The following is an 18,315-nucleotide window of genomic DNA, read 5'->3' as shown; positions in this document are numbered from 1 at the left end:
TTATCTGCGATTTAACCATTGCTTACTCTACAGATACAAAAATGCCAACCCGAAGGTTGGCGTTTCTTTTTAGGCTATCAACTCAATTAAGCTTTAAGTGCTTTAAATGCGTTGATCAGACCGTTAGTTGAGCTGTCGTGAGACGTTACTTGTGCGTCGTCAGCAAGCTCTGGAAGAATTTGGTTTGCTAGTTGCTTACCAAGTTCTACACCCCATTGGTCAAAGCTGAAGATGTTCCAGATAACGCCTTGAACAAAGATCTTGTGCTCGTACATCGCGATTAGGTTACCTAAAGAGCGAGGGTTGATTTGCTTAACAAGAATTGAGTTCGTTGGGCGGTTACCTTCAAATACTTTGAAAGGCACTAGTTCAGCTACTTCTTCAGCTGTTTTGCCAGCCGCTAGGAATTCAGCTTCTACTGTCTCTTTTGTCTTACCGAATGCTAGAGCTTCAGTTTGAGCAAAGAAGTTAGACATCAGCTTCTGGTGGTGATCAGATGCTGGGTTGTGGCTGATAGCAGGCGCGATGAAGTCTGATGGGATCAGCTTAGTGCCTTGGTGGATCAGTTGGTAGAAAGCGTGCTGGCCATTTGTACCCGGTTCACCCCAGATGATAGGACCTGTTTGGTACTCTACTGGGTTGCCTTCACGGTCTACAAATTTACCATTCGATTCCATGTTACCTTGCTGGAAGTACGCAGCGAAACGGTGCATGTATTGATCGTAAGGTAGAATCGCTTCTGACTCAGCGCCGTGGAAGTTGTTGTACCAAATACCGATAAGCGCAAGGATTACTGGAATGTTGCTTTCAAACTCAGTTGAAGCAAAGTGGTTATCCATCTCGTGAGCGCCTTCTAGTAGCTCAACGAAGTTATCGAAGCCTACAGAAAGAGAAATAGAAAGACCGATCGCAGACCATAGTGAATAACGACCACCAACCCAGTCCCAGAATTCGAACATGTTGTCAGTATCAATACCAAACTCAGCTACCGCAGTTGCGTTAGTTGATAGTGCTGCGAAGTGTTTAGCAACGTGTGCGTTGTCACCCGCTTCAGCCAAGAACCAATCACGTGCAGAGTGCGCGTTCGTCATTGTTTCTTGAGTAGTGAATGTTTTAGATGCAACTAGGAATAACGTTGTTTCTGGGTTTAGAGGCTTAAGTGTCTCAACAATGTGAGTACCATCTACGTTAGAAACGAAGTGCATGTTTAGGCGAGTTTTGTATGGTGTTAGCGCTTCAGTCACCATGTATGGACCAAGGTCCGAACCGCCGATACCGATGTTTACTACATCAGTGATCTCTTTACCTGTGTAACCTTTCCACTCACCAGAAACGATGCGGTGCGTGAACAGTTCCATTTTTGCTAGTACAGCGTTAACAGCAGGCATTACGTCTTTGCCATCAACCATTACTGGGTTGTCGCTACGGTTACGCAGAGCTGTGTGAAGTACTGAACGGCCTTCAGTCTTGTTGATTGCATCACCGCCAAACATCGCTTCAATTGCAGACTTAACTTCAGTCTCGTTTGCAAGAGCAAATAGGTGCTGCATAGTCTCAGCGTCGATTAGGTTCTTAGAGTAATCCACTAAGATGTCTGAACCGAAGCGAGTAGAAAAGCTCTCGAAACGCTTTGCATCTTGAGCAAATAGCTCTTTCATATCCATATCTTGAGCAGACTCAAAATGTGCAGTTAGAGCTTTCCACGCTTGTGTTTGCGTTGGGTTGATATTTTTCAACATGGTATCTATCCCGATGTTACTGTAGGTTTTATTCTAAACGTCACCTGGGTGATGAATAGAACCCCCGATTAGGCGAAAGTTTATATTTTTCTGTGATGACCAAATCGCATCACCACTGAAAGATTCTTTGTAATTTTTTTTCACGACGTATTATGCCGTATATGAAGAGCTGCACCTTGAGATAAATCAGGATTCGAATTCCTGACAGAAAGATCGGAGCAGACTCTAGCTCTAACATAATTAAATGTGAGCGAGACCTGATAAATTCAAGTTCAAAAGATAGCGTTAAACCACTTTTTTTCCAAATACATTATAAAGGATGGCGTATGTGGATTCAGAAGACTATACACCTAAATGCACGAAAGCGTGGATTCCATCTCATTACTGATGAAATTGAACAACAGATACACGATATCAATTCTCTATCTGTTGGTTTATTACATCTATTCATTCAGCATACCTCTGCCAGCCTAACGCTGAATGAGAACGCCGATCCGACGGTTCGCCGCGACATGGAATCACACTTCAATAAGTTCGTACCCGAGCGAGCCGCTTATTACAGACACACCTATGAAGGTGATGATGACATGCCTGCTCATATTAAAGCATCGACACTTGGCACCAGTGTGACAATTCCGATAACCAACGGTCGTTTAGCTTTGGGAACATGGCAGGGCATATACTTGGGTGAACACCGTGATTGTGGTGGCAGCCGCACAGTGATTGCGACTATTCAAGGTGAGTAGACTATTTGAAAGCAAGATTTTATTAATAAAAACAATGCTTTTTTAATACAAAAAGAGTGGTGTGTTTCCACGACCACTCTTATCAAGATAGTATTTGGCCTATTGTAGGCCGAAAGCTTTAGAAGGGCTGGTTTATCATAACCCTAAAGGTCCCTTCATCACCGCCTCGCGCTAATTCGGCACGAACAACAATGCCTTCCACTTGAAAACGAACCGCGCCGCCTAAGCTCCATTTCATGTCTGTGTGCAGTGTTTTGATATCGTACTCGTCCGCAACGCGCCCTATTTCAGCAAACGCCACCCATTGCCACCAAGGCAAATCGTAGTAGTTGATCAGCGGAATGTTGCCGAGTGGCTGCCAATCTGGGAGCACTCGATACTCTGCAGAATAGTGAACCGCAGATCGCCCATGATATCGACCTCCAGTATAGCCACGTAAACGATACAAACCACCGAGCCGAGCTTGTTCTGTTTCCGGTGGACGAGCGCAATCCTGCCCAGAGCAGTTATCCCAGGTTGGTGTATCAGCGGTATAGAAATCGAGTGCCACAACTTGTTGGTCGAACAAGTCCCCTAGAGGACCTAAAGCGAAGTACTGACTGTTTTGAAAAGTCCATTTCAGCCACAAATCGTCGTTAGACCAACTATCGGCACCGGTGGTGAACTCAAGGTTAGTATGAGAGCCTTTGGTTGGGTTACGAGTACTATCACGATTATCCCAATCGAACGCCAAACTAAAACCGGTCGCCTCCTCGGTATTATTTAAACCTTCCAGCTCACGAGCGGTATAAAACGGCGTAAAGACAATCGAACTGACACCCGATTCAACTGGCGAAGCAAAACTGACATCTTTGATTGGCTGAAACGCGCCGAGTAAGCCATGCTCTGCAACATTGCCCCAAGGCAGCAGATACTTAAATTCAAACTGATAATTCTGCTCTAAGCCATCGGCAATGGTTTTGTCATCGATAGATGAATCGTTATCGCCTTGAGAGCCAATATAATAAGGATTGTCGTTGAAGCGCGCTTGGTACATCTGAGTACTAAACAAGACATTCTCAGACAAGGCATAATTAAAGGCCGAGAGAAAACCGACGTAACTGTCTTTGTCTGAATAAAGCGCCATACCAAACAGAGCGGCTTGAGGTTGCCAAACGCCCTTTGCGACACCAGCAACCCCAAAGGTATTACCCATGGTTTCGGTGCTGAAATAGAAAGGAACAAAAGCGGAGTCTTTTTCTTCACTTAGAACAGAAGAAGAAAAGCTGACACCAGTTACTGCCATTGCAGACATTAACCAGTATCGAGAAGTTCGCTTGAACATATCTATTTTACGTATTCCATCGCCACGCGAGACGTCAGTTTAGTCACGAGTTCGTAAGCGATAGTGCCGATATGTTCCGCGACTTCTTCTGAAGGTAAGTCTTTACCCCAAAGCGTCGCTTCGTCACTCACTTTATCCGTAGCATCAGGACCAAGGTCAACCGTTAGCATGTCCATGGAGACACGCCCTGCGATTGGTACTTTTCTACCGTTAACGAATACTGGGGTGCCGTTAGGTGCAGTGCGAGGATAACCATCGCCGTAACCAATTGCGATAACACCAACCTTGGTATCACGCTCACTGGTCCAGTTACCACCATAACCCACACTTTCACCAGCCTTCACATCACGAACCGCAATTAAGTGTGAAGTCAGAGTCATCACCGGCAAAAAGCCCAGCTCTTGCGCTGATTTATCAACAAACGGAGAAACACCATAAGAGATGATTCCGGGGCGAACCCAATCAAGATGGCTATCAGGCCAAGCTAATAGACCCGCAGAAGCAGCAAGTGAACGCTCCCCTTCACAACCATCGGTAAGAGATAAGAAAAGCTCAGTCTGCTCAACGGTCGTGCTTCTATCCAACTCATCAGCGCAACCAAAGTGGCTCATGTAACGAAGAGGTTTAGCTACATTCGCACATTGATGCAAACGCTCAACAAAGTTTTGGTATTGCTCAGGACGAACACCTAAACGATGCATACCACTGTCGACTTTTAACCATACCACAACGGGTGTTTCCAAATCGGCATTCTCTAGCGCGCTTAATTGCTCTTCACAATGCACCACGGTTTGAATGTTATTGGTCACTAGAATTGGTAAGTCACCCGAAGAGTAAAAACCTTCCAGCAACAAAATAGGTTTAACTATGCCACCAGCACGAAGCTGTAATGCTTCTTCAATACGCGCCACACCAAAAGCATCAGAACTTTTTGAATGTTTGGCGATATGCAGTAAGCCGTGTCCGTAGCCATTGGCTTTCACAACAGACATTACCTTGCACTGAGGCGCTTTCGACTTTATCTGGTTCAGGTTATGTTCGAGCGCGTTTAAGTCAATGCTCGCCGTCGCCGCTTTCATGTAAGTCATTAGCGATTACTCATCATCAAATGCAGGGCCTGCATAGTTATCAAATCGGGAGTGTTGCCCTTGGAATGTCAGACGAACCGAGCCGATAGGACCGTTACGCTGCTTACCAAGGATAATTTCAGCGATGCCTTTCAGTGAACTGTCTGGGTTATAAACCTCATCACGATAGATGAACATGATCAAATCGGCATCTTGCTCAATCGAACCTGATTCACGCAAATCCGAGTTAACTGGGCGCTTATCAGCACGTTGCTCTAGGGAACGGTTAAGCTGAGAAAGTGCAACAACCGGAACGTTGAGCTCTTTTGCTAGCGCTTTCAACGAGCGAGAAATCTCGGCGATTTCAAGAGTACGGTTATCTGATAATGAAGGAACACGCATTAATTGAAGGTAATCTATCATGATCATAGAGATACCATCGTGTTCACGAGCAATACGTCGAGCACGAGAGCGTACTTCGGTTGGTGTTAGACCCGAACTGTCATCGATATACATATTCTTCTTATCCATCAGAATACCCATACTCGACGAGATACGAGCCCAATCTTCATCGTCCAATTGACCGGTACGAATCTTGGTTTGGTCTACGCGAGAAAGTGACGCAAGCATACGCATCATCAGCTGTTCAGCTGGCATCTCTAGCGAGAAGATTAATACTGGCTTGTCTTGCTTCATCGCCGCGTTTTCACACAGGTTCATCGCGAAGGTCGTTTTACCCATCGATGGACGCGCAGCGACAATGATTAAGTCAGAACCTTGTAGGCCAGCTGTTTTCTTATTGAGGTCGTTGAAACCCGTATCGACACCTGTCACACCATCTTGTGGCGTTTTGTATAGAATTTCGATACGTTCTAGCGTCTTCTCTAGAATGCTATCAACGTTTTGCGGACCTTCGTTTTCACTTGCTCGGCCTTCTGCAATCGCGAAGACTTTGCTTTCAGCAAGATCAACCAGTTCTTCCGATGTACGACCTTGTGGATCGTAACCAGAATCCGCAATCTCATTTGCTACACCAATTAGGCTACGAACGAGTGCACGCTGTGCCACGATATCCGCATAAGCATTGATGTTTGCTGCACTTGGTGTGTTCTTAGCTAAGTCAGCAAGGTAGGCAAAGCCACCCACTTCTTCAAGTTGCTCACGTAGCTCTAAGTGTTCAGAGAGTGTAATAAGATCCAGAGGAGAGCTCTCTTCAAGGATATCTTTTACCGCTTCAAAGATCAGACGGTGAGGACGACTATAAAAGTCTTTGGCCACAACCTTTTCGGCAACCGTATCCCAGCGTTCGTTATCCAATAACAAACCGCCAATCACAGATTGCTCAGCTTCTAATGAATGTGGCGGGACCTTGATGGCGTCCACCTGATCGTTGGCTGATTTCTGACTTTTGGTATCCACTATGACTACACTCAATAACTAATAATGATCGTTCATTATACCCAAGAACACTCATTTGTAATCCGATCCTATGAGTTTGTTTTATTCTTCAGGAAGAATTTACTTATTGCTGACGGAATTAACCAAGGGTAGCATTACGATCCTTCCATTCATTCACTGTATAACTGAGGTATGCGTGTCCAAATTATTGGCTCTGAGCACTAGTCTTCTAAGCACTGGTCTCCTGAGCACTCCGATGGCTTTAGCTGATGATGCTAAAACCGATGTTGATGCAATCCTCGACTCTATAGTAGTACCAGAACCTACTGCTGAGCCGATCGTCGTTGCACCGACACCTGAAGAAAAAGATATGGATATCGCACCAAGTGATACGAGTGACACTGAACTGCCAAGCCCACTAAAAACTGAAGTCGAATTTGGATATCAGTCGCATACTGGTAATTCTGATTCACGTTCGTTGAATGCACGCCTAAACGGCGAGTACACGGCTGGCCGTCACAGAACCAGTGGCGAATGGAAATACTACAACCTCTACAAAGATGGCGAAGAAGATAAAAGGCAATCGACTTACTCAGCTCAGAGTGACTACAAGTTAAGCCCTAAAACCTATCTTTACGGCAGCTTTAAAGGTGTCGATTCTCGATACAGTGCTTACTTTAAGGACTACACAGTATCTAGTGGTCTTGGTTACCAGTTTTCGAATACCGAAGAGTTTGTGTTGGAAGTCGAAGTGGGTCCGGGTTTTCGTTACCAAGAGCCGAATCTCGATGAGCTAGACGACGATGACATCATCTTCCCCGAGATTGTTGAAGAAGCAATTTTCCGTGGTAACGTGAATACGTCTTGGCAGATGTTAAAGAATTTGCAGCTCAAAGCGGATGTAACGCTAGTGTCTGGCCACAGTAACCTAAAATTTGATACCGAACTTGAGGCCATCAACGATATTACTGACAATATCGCGCTTAAGATCGCTCACTCTCGCCAGTACCACGATAAGGTGCCTGAAGGGTTAAGCAAAGAAGACTCTGTGCTGTCTATTAACCTGCTCTTCCAATTCTAACGTTAAGACTAACTCTAAGCTTAAGAGAAACTCCATTCTTAACGGCAGCGTCTAATCAATAATAAGAGCTTATGGGACACCGTAAGCTTTTTGCTTACTTCAACCTTCCCTTATGTTTCCTATATTACAGGCATAAAAAAACACCAGCCAAAGCTGGTGTTTAAAACTTTCATAAAGAAAGAATTCGTCTTGGTACTGAAATTACTCAGCTGCAACGATAGCGATTTTCGCAGTAGCAAAAACTTCAGAGTGAAGTTGGATGCTTACTTCGAATTCGCCGATGTTACGTAGAGCGCCTTCAGGTAGGCGTACTTCGCTCTTAGCTACTGCAACACCTGCCGCTGTAATAGCGTCAGCGATGTCACGAGTACCGATAGAACCGAATAGTTTACCTTCGTCACCAGCTTTAGAAGCGATTGAAACGCCTTCTAGAGTGTTAACGCTCTCTGCACGAGCTTCAGCAGCAGCTAGTTGCTCAGCAACTTTAGCTTCTAGTTCAGCACGACGAGTTTCGAACATAGCAACGTTGTCTTTAGTTGCCATAACTGCTTTACCCTGTGGGATAAGGAAGTTACGAGCGTAACCAGATTTAACGTTTACTTGGTCGCCAAGGCCACCTAGGTTACCGATCTTATCAAGTAGAATAACTTGCATTATCTTAGTCCTCTTAAACTATTATTAACTATTACCGATTACTGATGCTTGTCAGTGTACGGTAGTAGAGCTAGGTAACGAGAACGCTTGATAGCGCGAGCTAGTTGACGCTGGTACTTAGCGCTTGTACCAGTGATACGGCTAGGTACGATTTTACCAGCTTCAGTGATGTAGTTTTTAAGAGTTGCTACGTCTTTGTAGTCAATCTCTTGTACGCCTTCTGCAGTGAAACGGCAGAATTTACGACGACGGAAGAAACGAGCCATGGGCTATCTCCTGATCTTAAATTTAGTAAAGCGGTCTTTCACAATTATCGAAATAACTATCAACGACCTAAAACAAGTTGAGAATGTTTTAAGGCATTAAGCCAAAAAAGAATTACTCAGCAGCTGCTTCTGGTTTAGCTTCTGTACGCTCTTCACGACGAGGAGCACGCTCTGCACGCTCTTCTTTTTGCTTAAGCATAATAGATTGCTCAGTCACAGCGCCTTTAGTGCGCATGATCATGTTACGTAGAACTGCATCGTTGAAACGGAAAGCAGTTTCTAGCTCGTCAATCACTTCTTGACCAGCTTCAACGTTCATAAGAACGTAGTGAGCTTTGTGAAGCTTGTTGATTGGGTAAGCCATTTGACGACGACCCCAGTCTTCTAGACGGTGGATAGTACCGCCAGCTTCAGTGATAGAACCAGTGTAACGCTCGATCATGCCAGCAACTTGCTCGCTTTGATCAGGGTGAACCATGAATACGATTTCGTAATGACGCATTTGGTTGCTCCTTACGGATTATTAGCTTCCACGAGTGGCCCGGTCGTCCAGAGGAAGCAAGGAACTAAAGATAAATGACCGAGTTTTAAGGACGGCAAATATTATAGAAAGAACCCTGTATTGGCAAGCGGTATTTGGCGAATAATGAAACAGTTTTTCTTTCGCCATTTAGGGGCTGTTAATCTTTCGAGCTAGCTTTTACAGCTCTTTGTGGGAAATTTATACAAGACAGAGGCTTTGACGTGTAGCTAGCCTACATAAAAAGCCGATAACGCAGTAGAAATGAACCACAAAGGCTGCCCGAGGGTTCGGCTAAAATCGCTTTACGCTTTGTTGAAGAGTATTTGCTTAGAATGACTAGGCTACATACTCTTCGCGCGCCTAAAACGATTTTATCTCGAACAAAATTCAACCACGAAAGAGCAACAGCCCCTTGCCATCTGACAAACCAATCCGTTCTTTCATAACAGCCTAAAAAGAAACGCCCACCAGCAAGTGGTGAGCGCTAATAAATTCAGACACTTAAGTCGCTAGACTTGTGTTCCATCGAAGGTTATTGAGCTAAGCGCTGACGTACCGCTTCAAACAAACAAATACCAGATGCCACAGATACGTTCAGGCTTGATACGCTGCCAGCCATCGGGATCTTGATCAGGTCATCACAGGTTTCACGCGTCAGACGACGCATACCATCACCTTCTGCACCCATCACAACCGCAAGTGGGCCAGTTAGTTTCGCTTGGTAGATGTCATGCGTTGCTTCACCTGCCGTGCCCACAAACCATACGCCTTGTTCTTGCAGTGCACGCATTGTGCGAGCTAGGTTAGTTACACGTACTAGAGGAACCGTTTCAGCCGCACCACATGCAACCTTGCTAACCGTTGCCGTTAATGGCGAAGAGCGATCTTTCGGTACGATAACAGCTGCAACACCAGCAGCATCAGCGTTACGCAGACAAGCACCTAGGTTGTGAGGGTCTGTTACGCCATCTAGAACTAACAATAGCGGTTGTTCGTGCTGCGCTAGGATGTCATCTAGGTGAGTTTCATTAAGCTGCTTAGCAGGCTTCACCTTAGCGATAATACCTTGGTGATTTGCACCTTGTGCTTTTTCATCAAGCGGCTTACGACCCATCTGTTGGATCGACACGCCGAACTGTTGCAGTTGGTTCAGTAATGGAAGAAGACGCTCGTCTTGGCGACCTTTCAGTACATACGCTTCGATAAAACGTGCAGGATCTTTTTCTAGTACGGCTTTCACCGCGTGAATACCGTAAATAAATTCGTTACTCATTGTCTCAAATTACTCTTATTGCCCAAAGAAGAATGACGTCAAACCGACGTATTCATCTCTGTATTGTTTATTTCGAGAGTATGCATCTTCCGCCTGACACTCTCGCATTTAGATACGCTCATATTAACTGAGTGAGGCGCTATAGCTAAATTCGCACAGCGCCTTATGACCTTAAGATTTATCAGTCTTAAGACTTATCAGCTTTTGGCTTACGGGTTGCAGCACGCTTTTTCTTAGCACGCGCTTTAGCAGCACCGGTTTTGTTCGGTGACTTTTTCTTCTTAGCTGGGCCTTCACTGCTTCCATCAGGTCGCTTAGTTGGCTCGACTAAAGGCTTCGCTGAAACGCCCGGCTTATTGCTTTTCACCGCTGAACGCTTCTTACTTTTCGCCTTTTTCATCGCTTCAGCGGCACGCTTCTTGGCTGTTTTGCCTTTACCACGCGGCTGACGATCGGTGTCTTCTAAATCAAAATCGATTTGGCGAGTTTCTAAGTTAACTGCAGAAACCTTCACTTTAACCGAATCACCCAATCGGTAGATGTTGCCTGAGCTTTCACCTACCAGACGCTGGCCAACAGCATCAAATTGGTAGTAATCGTTCGCTAGCGCAGAGATATGTACCAAACCATCAATGTGCAGTTCAGTTAGACGTACAAAGAAACCAAAGCCAGTCACGTTGGCAATCACGCCATCCATCACTTCACCGACATGGTCTTGCATGTATTCACATTTCAGCCAGTCGTTCACTTCACGCGTCGCATCATCGGCACGACGCTCAGTCATAGAACACTGCTCACCGTAGAAATCCATATCATCGAAAGTGTAGTGGTAACCACCCGTTGGCGTCCAACGTTCGCTGTTACGACCACCTTCTTTCGCAATTAGGTACTTAATCGCACGGTGCAATAGCAAGTCAGGGTAACGACGAATCGGCGAGGTAAAGTGAGCATAGCGCTTAAGAGCTAAACCAAAGTGGCCTGCGTTATCCGCGTTGTAGACCGCTTGCTTCATTGAACGCAATAGCATGGTTTGGATTAACTCACGATCTTCACGCTCGTTAATCTGTTGCATCAGTTGTGCGTAGTCTACCGGAGATGGCGACAGACCACCTTCCAGTGTTAAACCTAATTCACTTAAGAAGCTCTTGAAGCCCATTAAGCGCTCTTCACCTGGAGTTTCGTGAACACGGTACAGAGCTGGCTCTTTCGCTTTTTCTACGTAAGACGCCGATGCGATGTTCGCAAGAATCATACACTCTTCGATGATCTTGTGTGCGTCGTTACGAACAACAGGTTCAATGCGGTCAATCTTACGATCCGCATTAAAGATAAATTTGGTTTCTACCGTTTCAAACTCAATCGCGCCGCGCTCATCACGAGTCTTCTTCAGCACTTTGTACATCTTGTGCAACTCTTCTAGATGCGGCACTTCTTGAACGTAACGCTCACGAAGTTCTTCGTTGCCATCTAGAATCGCGCCTACTTTGTTGTAAGTAAGACGAGCATGAGAGTTCATTACCGCTTCGTAATGCTTATAGCCCGATAGTTTACCTTTGTCTGAGATAGTCATCTCACACACCATACACAGACGGTCTACTTGCGGGTTCAATGAACACAGGCCATTAGAAAGTACTTCTGGCAGCATAGGCACAACTTGCGATGGGAAATATACCGAGTTACCACGGTTAATCGCTTCTTTGTCTAGCGCTGTATCAGGGCGAACGTAGTAACTTACGTCAGCAATCGCCACCCAAAGGCGCCAGCCTCCGCCTTTCTTCGCTTCACAGAACACTGCATCATCGAAATCGCGCGCATCTTCGCCATCAATAGTAACTAGTGGCAGCTTGCGCAGATCAACACGGCCTTCTTTTGCTTCTTCAGGAACATGTTCACCGAGGTTTTCGATTTGCTTATCAACCGCTTCAGGCCACTCTTGTGGGATCTGGTGAGTACGGATCGCGATCTGCGTTTCCATACCCGGAGCCATGTTCTCACCAAGAACTTCAGTCACTTTACCCATCATGTTACGAGAACGACCACCACGATCCGTAATTTCAATCACAACCACATTACCCATTCGAGCTCCGCCTTTATGCTCGGTTGGGATTAGGATGTCATGACTGATACGTGAATCATCAGCAACTACGTAAGAGTGACCGTACTCAAGGAAGAAACGACCCACTAACGGAGTGGTACGCTCTTCAAGCACGCGAACCAAACGACCTTCACGACGACCACGCTTGCTGTTGTCTGTAGGCTGAGCCAGTACATAATCACCATGCATGATGGTTTTCATCTGGTGGTGTGGCAGCAAGATATCGTTATCCTTACCCACACTGCCATCTGGGCGAACCCAGCCATGACCATCTTTATGACCAATCACATAGCCTTTAATCAGCTCTAACTTTTCAGGTAGTGCGTAGCATTGGCGACGAGTAAAGACCAGTTGTCCATCACGTTCCATAGCACGTAAACGACGACGTAGCCCTTCGTATTGCTCCTCGCCAGCAAGGCCAAGAGCTTCGAATAGATCGTTGCGGTTCATTGGGATATTCGCTTCTGTTAGAAACGATAGAATGAACTCTCGGCTTGGTACTGGGTTGTCGTAATTTTTCGACTCTCGGTCGGCAAAAGGGTCAACATTGGTTGTAGCCGTCGTGTTTTCTGACATCGGTGTGTTTTTTGACATAGGCGGGCCTGCTTAAGCAAGGAAGGTATATACCCCTAGTATATCTGATGCTAGAGGTAAGCTACAGATATGCTTTAGAAAACCCTCAAATAACCTCAGATTGATACATATCTTCATTTTGTGAAACATCACTTCATAGCTGCGGACTATCATCAGATTTTTAAGCAAACGATAAAACAAACGTTTGCGCCATGAATGAAATACACTATTATCCACGCACTTTACCAACTCCTGTTCTGAGTATTGATATGAAATTAAAACGCACCCTATTGGCTTCAGCTATGGCTAGCCTAGCGCTGTTCCCATTCGCAAGTTCTGCAATGGAAAAAGCTGACCTAATGATTACCGATGCGATGGTTCTCACCATGAATCAAGACAAAACGGTTTATGAGAGCGGTACAGTTGTCGTCAAAGACAACAAAATCATTGCCGTTGGTGATGCTTCATTAGAAAAGCAGTACCAAGCGAAGCAAGTGTTAGACGTTGATGGTGATATCGTGATGCCGGGTCTCATCAATACTCATACTCATGTATCAATGACAGTTTTCCGCTCACTGGCCGATGATGTGCCAGACCGCCTACACCGATACATCTTCCCATTAGAGAAGAAGCTGGTCTCGCGCGATATGGTGCGTATTGGTGCCAACCTAGGTAACGTTGAAATGGTAAAAGGCGGCGTGACCACTTATGCCGATATGTACTACTTCGAGGATGAAGTGGCAAAAACCGTCGATAAAATCGGTATGCGTGCCATCCTTGGTGAAACGGTAATTAAGTTCCCAGTTGCCGATGCTGCCAATGCGGAAGAAGGCATCAAATACGCGTTGAACTTCATTGAAGAATACAAAGATCACCCACGTATCACGCCAGCATTTGCGCCGCATGCCCCTTACACCAACACCACAGAGATCCTGCAGAAGATTTCTAAGTTGTCACTAGAGCTTGATGTACCAGTAATGATTCACCTTGCCGAGTCGCACCGTGAAGAAGAGAAAATAGCAGAACGCTCAGATGGTTTGTCTCCAGTTCAATACATGGACAGCATCGGTGCGCTAAACAAAAACTTAGTTGGTGCACACATGATCCTTGTTGATGACCATGACATCGAACTTGTGAAGAAATCAGATATGGGTGTGGCTCATAACATGAGTGCCAACATCAAATCGGCAAAAGGCGTATCGCCAGCACTTAAGATGTATGACGAGAACGTGCGTATCGGTTTAGGTACTGATGGTCCAATGTCAGGTAACACACTGAGCACGATTGATGAGTTCAACCAAGTGGCTAAGGTTCACAAGCTAGTAAACAAAGATCGTGCAGCGATGCCGCCGATCAAAGTGATCGACATGGCAACCATGGGCGCAGCAAAAGCACTACATATGGAAGATAAGATCGGTTCTCTTGAAACAGGTAAGCTAGCGGACATCATAGTGATCGATACCAAGGCTCCGAACATGGTGCCAGTGTACAACCCATATTCAGCGTTAGTGTATTCAGCGAACTCAGGTAATGTTCGTCACACGATCGTTGATGGTAAGATCATCATGCAAGATCGCGACATGCTAACGGTAGACGAAGATAAGATCCGCCAAGAAGCGCTCGATTTCACTAAAGTCGTTCGTGATACCGTGATTGAGTCGGGTGAAGTGGTTCAATAACACCAATAGTTAATGAGCGGCTTTCCGTTGAAATCAAAAAGGCCTCGCAGGTATTCACCAACGAGGCCTTTCTATTTCTAACTATCTTAATATTGATGATTAACGAGTGCAGGAGTTAATCATCAACCTTCAATAGTCTTCTCAATTACCAGAACACGTCTCGACGTTTCGCTCGAGCAATAATATTGTCTGGCATTCTTTGTTCTAAACCACTTCTAAGCACAGTAATACGCTTGTGCTGTCTTTGGTCTGCGGTTACCGAGTTATATAACCAACGGTAAGCATCCTCATAATCCAGCGGGCTGCCATAGTCGCGCAACAGCAGTTCAGCTAAGTGAATACTCGCACTTAAGTTGCCCATAGACGCCGCTTCACGTAGATACGGAATCGCGCGCTCTTTGTCTTGTTGCACCAAGGTGCCACGAGAATAATAACGTCCTAACTGCTCAAGCGCCGCTGGTAAACCTTGATGTGCTGCGTTTTCCATATAGTAAAGACCAAGCTCTACATCTTGTGGAACACACACGCCCCAAGCCAGCATATCACCGTATAAAAACTCATAAGAAGGCAAGCTAATACGCGTTGCACGAGCAACGATATCTTCGACTAACTGGCACTTATCAGCTTTCACTCGCTCTAGGTGTTGATTATTTTCGATTAATTTTATCAGTTCAGCTTCTGTATAGATTGGAACAGGCTCTCCCACATCAGCCAAATTAGCATGACTCAAGGGTGAGCTCAGCGCCATTATCAATGAAGCTGCTACAATTCGTAGCTTCATACCTGCACTCTATTATCTGTCGCTAAAGTTATCTATTGAGGACGAGAGACGATGTCTACACGTACCAAAACAGGGTGAACTTCACTTTCCATGATATCTGTATCGGCAATAACCTTGACGGCTTTAGACAAAACTTGCCGCTAATGGGCAATATTTTGCCAGATGGCGTTCAAAAGATCATCACCTAACGTTTAGACGCTAAATTGCAGGTATTAAAAAGCCGACTTATAAAGTCGGCTTTTAGAAACGATTTAATTATCAAAGCACTTTACGTGCTGTGGTAATCACTCAACAGGCATTATGCGCCGTATGGGTGAACCTTGATGATAGTTTCGTTACGATCTGGGCCAGTTGATACGATATCAATTGGAACGCCAGTTAGGTCTTCGATACGCTTGATGTAATCTAGAGCAGCTTGTGGAAGCGCGTCGATAGATTTAGCACCAAATGTGTTTTCAGACCAACCAGGCATTGTTTCGTAGATTGGCGTCGCTTCTTCGAATGACTCTGCTGCCATTGGAGAAACTTCTAGGATAGAACCGTCTTTCATCTTGTAACCAGTACAGATTTTCAGTTCTTCTAGGCCATCTAGAACGTCTAGTTTAGTTAGACACATACCAGATAGAGAGTTGATTTGGATTGCACGACGCATAGCAACAGCATCGAACCAACCAGTACGACGTAGACGACCAGTTGTTGCGCCAAACTCGTGACCAACATCGCCTAGGTGCTTACCAACTGGATCTTGCTTCTCAAGGCCATCGTATAGCTCAGTTGGGAATGGACCTGAACCAACACGAGTACAGTAAGCCTTAGTGATACCAAGGATGTAACCGATGTGACGAGGACCGAAACCAGAACCTGCAGCAACACCACCAGCAGTCGTGTTAGAAGACGTTACGTATGGGTAAGTACCGTGGTCGATATCTAGTAGCGTACCTTGAGCACCTTCGAACATGATCTTGTCGCCGCGCTTACGTGCTGCGTCTAGTTCGTCAGTTACGTCGATAACCATCGCAGTTAACATGTCTGCGTAGCTCATCGCTTGCTCAAGAACTTCTTCGTAGCTTACTGTTTCAGCTTTGTAGAAGTGCTCTAGTTGGAAGTTGTGGAATTCCATAACTTCTTTTAGCTTCTCAGCGAATGCTTCTTTATCGAAAAGGTCGCCAACGCGTAGGCCGCGACGAGCAACTTTATCTTCGTAAGCTGGACCGATACCACGACCCGTTGTACCGATAGCTTTAGCGCCACGAGCGATTTCACGCGCGTTGTCGATAGCAATGTGGTACGGAAGAATTAGAGGACAAGCTTCAGAGATGAAAAGACGTTCACGTACTGGAATACCGCGATCTTCAAGAGGCTTCATTTCTTTAAGAAGTGCGTCAGGCGATAATACTACACCGTTACCAATAACACATTTAACGTTATTACGTAGGATGCCTGATGGAATTAAGTGAAGAACGGTTTTTTCACCGTCAATTACAAGTGTGTGACCTGCATTGTGACCGCCTTGGTAGCGAACCACGTATTTTGCATCTTCAGTTAAAAGGTCAACGATTTTACCTTTACCTTCATCACCCCATTGGGTGCCTAGAACGACTACGTTATTTCCCATCTTTCCAATTTCTGTTGCTAATTAAAAATGGATTCTAGCACTGAATCACACTTCTTGCAGTCACTTTTTGTTCATAAACGTTAACGCTGTACAAAAATAAACCAGCGATATTCGAACGAAGATGTGTAAAGATACTGATATCATTGTGTTTTTACAGACAAAAGGCAGAAGCATGTCTCAATCAATTTGGCTCGCTATTGGGCTTGTTCTTATCGTCGAAGGGCTTGGTCCCTTAATTGCGCCCAATGGTTGGAGAAACATGGTCGCTCAACTCAGTGAGCAGCCAGACACTCAACTGCGCCGTATCGGTGGCTGCCTTGTTGTTGCGGGAGTGGTTATCGCGTTCATGACTTACCGTTAGGCTTTCTCAAAGCACAACCCTGTTGAGCGACTCCCCTGAGATTCCAAAACAGTGAATGATCAGCTGCCAGAAAACAAAAAGGCTCCCATGATGGGAGCCTTTTTAATTTTAGTGTATTTCGTTACTTGAACTAAGCATTCGCTTTTCAACTAACGAATCAGCTTATTTTGCTTGAACACCGCTTGCTTGATTCATGTATTGGAAGAAGTCTGTCTTCGGATCCAGTACTAGAATGTCGCTCTTATCGCTAAATGATGTCTCATAAGCTTGCAGTGAACGCATGAAGCCAAAGAACTCAGGGTCTTTGTTGTACGCGTCAGAGTAGATCTTCGCAGCTTCTGCGTCAGCATCACCACGAGTCACTCGAGCAGTACGGTCAGCTTCAGCAAGAACAGTCGCTACTTCTAGCTCAGCTTGAGCACGGATAACTTCTGCTTTCTCACGACCTTGAGAACGGTGTCTACGAGCAACCGATTCACGTTCTGCACGCATACGGCGGTAGATAGATTCACTGATTTCGTCAGGAAGGTTAATCTTCTTCATTCGGAAATCAACAACTTCAACACCTAAATCAGCCATCGCACTTTCTGACGTTCCAGATAGAACGTTTTCCATGATCTTATCGCGTTCGCCATCAACTTCTAGAGCTTCTGCAGCCGCTACCGTTGTAACAACTTCGCTATCAGCAGAATCTGGCAGGATGTCCTTATTACGAGGGCCTGATACGATCTGCTTAATTTCACGAGAACCAATCTCAGAACGAAGAACATCTGTCACTTTACGCTCAAGAAGTGCTTCTGCCGTCATGATATTACCGCCACCGGTACTCAGATAAAAACGTCCAAAATCAGCAATACGCCATTTTGCGTAGGTATCAATTAGAACGTCTTTTTTCTCTGATGTTACGAAACGGTCAGAGCGACCATCCATCGTTTGAATACGAGCATCAAGTACTTTTACGCGATCAAACATTGGCAGTTTAAAGTGCAGGCCTGGTTCATAGATTCGTGATACGCCGTTGTCATCGAGAACTCGACCAAAACGAATTACCATGCCACGCTCACCTTCTTGAATCACAAACAGTGACATCAACAGAAGGGCAATTGTCACAACTAATACAGGGATCATTAATTTACGCAT

General features: G+C 45.4%; 16 protein-coding genes. 4 read left to right on the top strand and 12 right to left on the bottom strand.

All coding sequences use genetic code 11. From position 1 onward, the window contains the following. Positions 1–86: 86 nt before the first annotated feature. Positions 87–1,739 (bottom strand): glucose-6-phosphate isomerase, encoded by a 1,653-nt coding sequence (gene pgi / locus ITG10_RS09675; protein ID WP_017632690.1) that lies wholly within the window; start codon positions 1,737–1,739, stop codon positions 87–89. Between the two features lie 326 nt (positions 1,740–2,065). On the opposite strand from pgi, the gene ITG10_RS09670 reads away from it, so the two are divergent. Beyond that, positions 2,066–2,485 (top strand): secondary thiamine-phosphate synthase enzyme YjbQ, encoded by a 420-nt coding sequence (locus tag ITG10_RS09670; protein ID WP_017632691.1) that lies wholly within the window; start codon positions 2,066–2,068, stop codon positions 2,483–2,485. A 118-nt stretch (positions 2,486–2,603) separates the two neighbouring features. Here the strand turns inward: ITG10_RS09670 and ITG10_RS09665 are convergent, their stop codons facing one another. From ITG10_RS09665 to ITG10_RS09655, 3 genes are read right to left on the bottom strand one after another with little or no spacing between them, the layout of a single operon-like run. After that, the gene (locus tag ITG10_RS09665) at positions 2,604–3,809 is read right to left on the bottom strand and encodes a BamA/TamA family outer membrane protein (protein ID WP_017632692.1); all 1,206 of its coding nucleotides are present in this window, start codon (positions 3,807–3,809) and stop codon (positions 2,604–2,606) included. A gap of 2 nt (positions 3,810–3,811) precedes the next feature. Beyond that, the gene (gene alr, locus ITG10_RS09660; RefSeq protein WP_017632693.1) at positions 3,812–4,897 is read right to left on the bottom strand and encodes an alanine racemase; all 1,086 of its coding nucleotides are present in this window, start codon (positions 4,895–4,897) and stop codon (positions 3,812–3,814) included. Positions 4,898–4,903: 6 nt separating this feature from the next. Beyond that, a complete protein-coding gene (locus tag ITG10_RS09655; RefSeq protein ID WP_016767560.1) occupies positions 4,904–6,295 on the bottom strand; it encodes a replicative DNA helicase in 1,392 nt (463 codons plus the stop codon). Between the two features lie 175 nt (positions 6,296–6,470). On the opposite strand from ITG10_RS09655, the gene ITG10_RS09650 reads away from it, so the two are divergent. Then, complete coding sequence (locus ITG10_RS09650; protein WP_026084435.1) at positions 6,471–7,355, top strand: DUF481 domain-containing protein; 885 nt, start codon at positions 6,471–6,473, stop codon at positions 7,353–7,355. 201 nt (positions 7,356–7,556) lie between these two features. Here ITG10_RS09650 and rplI read toward each other — a convergent pair whose 3' ends face one another. From rplI to rnr, 5 genes are all read right to left on the bottom strand, one after another. Next, the gene (rplI, locus tag ITG10_RS09645; RefSeq protein WP_017632695.1) at positions 7,557–8,009 is read right to left on the bottom strand and encodes a 50S ribosomal protein L9; all 453 of its coding nucleotides are present in this window, start codon (positions 8,007–8,009) and stop codon (positions 7,557–7,559) included. Positions 8,010–8,047: 38 nt separating this feature from the next. Beyond that, the gene (rpsR, locus tag ITG10_RS09640; RefSeq protein ID WP_000090472.1) at positions 8,048–8,275 is read right to left on the bottom strand and encodes a 30S ribosomal protein S18; all 228 of its coding nucleotides are present in this window, start codon (positions 8,273–8,275) and stop codon (positions 8,048–8,050) included. A 112-nt stretch (positions 8,276–8,387) separates the two neighbouring features. Next, the gene (rpsF, locus tag ITG10_RS09635) at positions 8,388–8,777 is read right to left on the bottom strand and encodes a 30S ribosomal protein S6 (RefSeq protein ID WP_004741278.1); all 390 of its coding nucleotides are present in this window, start codon (positions 8,775–8,777) and stop codon (positions 8,388–8,390) included. A 553-nt stretch (positions 8,778–9,330) separates the two neighbouring features. Beyond that, positions 9,331–10,071: a 23S rRNA (guanosine(2251)-2'-O)-methyltransferase RlmB gene (gene rlmB / locus ITG10_RS09630; protein ID WP_017632696.1), complete on the bottom strand. Its 741-nt coding sequence runs from the start codon at positions 10,069–10,071 to the stop codon at positions 9,331–9,333. A 187-nt stretch (positions 10,072–10,258) separates the two neighbouring features. Continuing rightward, positions 10,259–12,760, bottom strand: a complete 2,502-nt coding sequence (gene rnr / locus ITG10_RS09625; protein WP_017632697.1) for a ribonuclease R — start codon at positions 12,758–12,760, stop codon at positions 10,259–10,261. Positions 12,761–13,008: 248 nt separating this feature from the next. Between rnr and ITG10_RS09620 the strand changes: the two genes are divergently transcribed. Beyond that, on the top strand, positions 13,009–14,418 hold the full coding sequence (locus tag ITG10_RS09620; RefSeq protein ID WP_017632698.1) for an amidohydrolase: 1,410 nt from the start codon (positions 13,009–13,011) through the stop codon (positions 14,416–14,418). Positions 14,419–14,563: 145 nt separating this feature from the next. Here the strand turns inward: ITG10_RS09620 and ITG10_RS09615 are convergent, their stop codons facing one another. Next, entirely contained in the window at positions 14,564–15,199 is a 636-nt protein-coding gene (locus tag ITG10_RS09615) for a tetratricopeptide repeat protein (protein ID WP_017632699.1), read from the bottom strand. Positions 15,200–15,497: 298 nt separating this feature from the next. Next, positions 15,498–16,814 carry an adenylosuccinate synthase gene (locus tag ITG10_RS09610; RefSeq protein ID WP_010434108.1) on the bottom strand — a complete coding sequence of 439 codons (1,317 nt, stop codon included), beginning with the start codon at positions 16,812–16,814 and terminating at the stop codon, positions 15,498–15,500. 172 nt (positions 16,815–16,986) lie between these two features. Here ITG10_RS09610 and ITG10_RS09605 point away from each other — a divergent pair, with 172 nt between their 5' ends. Beyond that, the gene (locus tag ITG10_RS09605) at positions 16,987–17,175 is read left to right on the top strand and encodes a DUF2065 domain-containing protein (protein ID WP_026084436.1); all 189 of its coding nucleotides are present in this window, start codon (positions 16,987–16,989) and stop codon (positions 17,173–17,175) included. A gap of 162 nt (positions 17,176–17,337) precedes the next feature. Here the strand turns inward: ITG10_RS09605 and hflC are convergent, their stop codons facing one another. Continuing rightward, positions 17,338–18,315 carry a protease modulator HflC gene (gene hflC, locus ITG10_RS09600; protein ID WP_017632701.1) on the bottom strand — a complete coding sequence of 326 codons (978 nt, stop codon included), beginning with the start codon at positions 18,313–18,315 and terminating at the stop codon, positions 17,338–17,340.

This window comes from Vibrio sp. ED004 (genome assembly GCF_023206395.1).
Lineage (GTDB): Bacteria > Pseudomonadota > Gammaproteobacteria > Enterobacterales > Vibrionaceae > Vibrio.
Note: the sequence above shows the minus strand (reverse complement) of the source record. Positions and strands in the feature narration are given on the sequence as shown.